General features: G+C 63.1%; 1 protein-coding gene. It reads right to left on the bottom strand.

All coding sequences use genetic code 11. The features are described 5' to 3' along the window. On the bottom strand, window positions 1-1,317 hold a 1,317-nt coding region (locus tag AC1DQM_RS29780; protein ID WP_477747251.1), incomplete at both ends, for an immunoglobulin-like domain-containing protein.

Genomic DNA, 1,317 nt, shown 5'->3' with positions numbered 1-1,317 from the left:
GGTCACGGTGGTGCTGACCGGCGTTTTGTCCGCCACCAGATTTTCGTAATTGCCGCCGCTGACGTTGGTGATCGAGTTGGTCAGCGGAGCATGGCCGGTCAATGCGTCGTTCGGCGCGGCGGTGGTCACGGTACCGGTGGTTTTGCCGACATCGATGGTAATCGTCTGGCCGTTGGCCAGGGACACGGTGACCGGGCTACCGGTCACTGGCGCACCGACGGTTGCGGTGTAAGTGACGGTGCCGCCTTCGGCGACGTTCGCGGTCGCAGTCAGCGAAACGGTACTGGTGTCGATCGTGTCGGTAACGGTGGTCACTGCCGGGGCAGTGCTCGGCACCAGGTTCTCGAAATTGCCACCGGTGGCGGTGGAGATGGTGGCCTGGACCGTGCCTGCGTCTTTGTAAACGTCATCGGATGGTGCCGGGACGGTGACGGTGCCGGTGGTTTTACCGGCATCGATGGTGATCACGGCACCGTTGCTCAGGGTCACGGTGACCGGAGTGCCGGCGGCGTTGGTCAGGGTCGCGGTGTAAGTGATCTGGCCACCTTCGGCTACCGAGTTGGTCGCACTCAGGCTGAGGTTGGTGGTGTCCGGGGTGTCGGTCACCGAGGTATCCGCCGACTTGCCGTCGACTTCCAGCTTCTCGTAGTTGCCGCCCTTGGCGTCGTCGATCTTGACGCTCAAGGAGCCGCCACCCGCCAACGCATCGTTGGGTGCAACAAAATTGACAGAGCCGCTGCTGGCGCCGACCGGAATGGTAATGGTCTGGCCGTTGGACAGGGTCACAACCACTGGCGAGCCGGTGACTGGCGCTGACACGGACGCTGTGTAAACCACGGTCCCACCTTCGGCGACGTTCGCAGTCGCACTCAGCGAAACGGTACTGGTGTCGATCGTGTCGGTAACGGTGGTGACCGCCGGGGTAGTGCTTGGCACCAGGTTTTCGAAATTGCCACCGGTGGCGGTGGAGATGGTGGCCTGGACCGTGCCGGCATCTTTGTAAACGTCATCGGATGGAGCCGGGACGGTCACGGTGCCGGTGGTTTTACCGGCGTCGATGGTGATTACGGCGCCATTGCTCAGGGTCACGGTGACCGGAGTGCCGGCGGCGTTGGTCAGGGTCGCGGTGTAAGTGATCTGGCCACCTTCGGCTACCGAGTTTGATGCGCTCAGGCTGAGGTTGGTGGTGTCGACGGTGTCGGTCACGGTGGTGCTGACCGGCGTTTTGTCCGCCACCAGRTTYTCGTAATTGCCGCCGCTGACGTTGGTGATCGAGTTGGTCAGCGGAGCRTGGCCGGTCAAYGCGTCGTTCGGCGC

Source organism: Pseudomonas sp. 01L34 (assembly GCF_056400265.1).
Note: the sequence above shows the minus strand (reverse complement) of the source record. Positions and strands in the feature narration are given on the sequence as shown.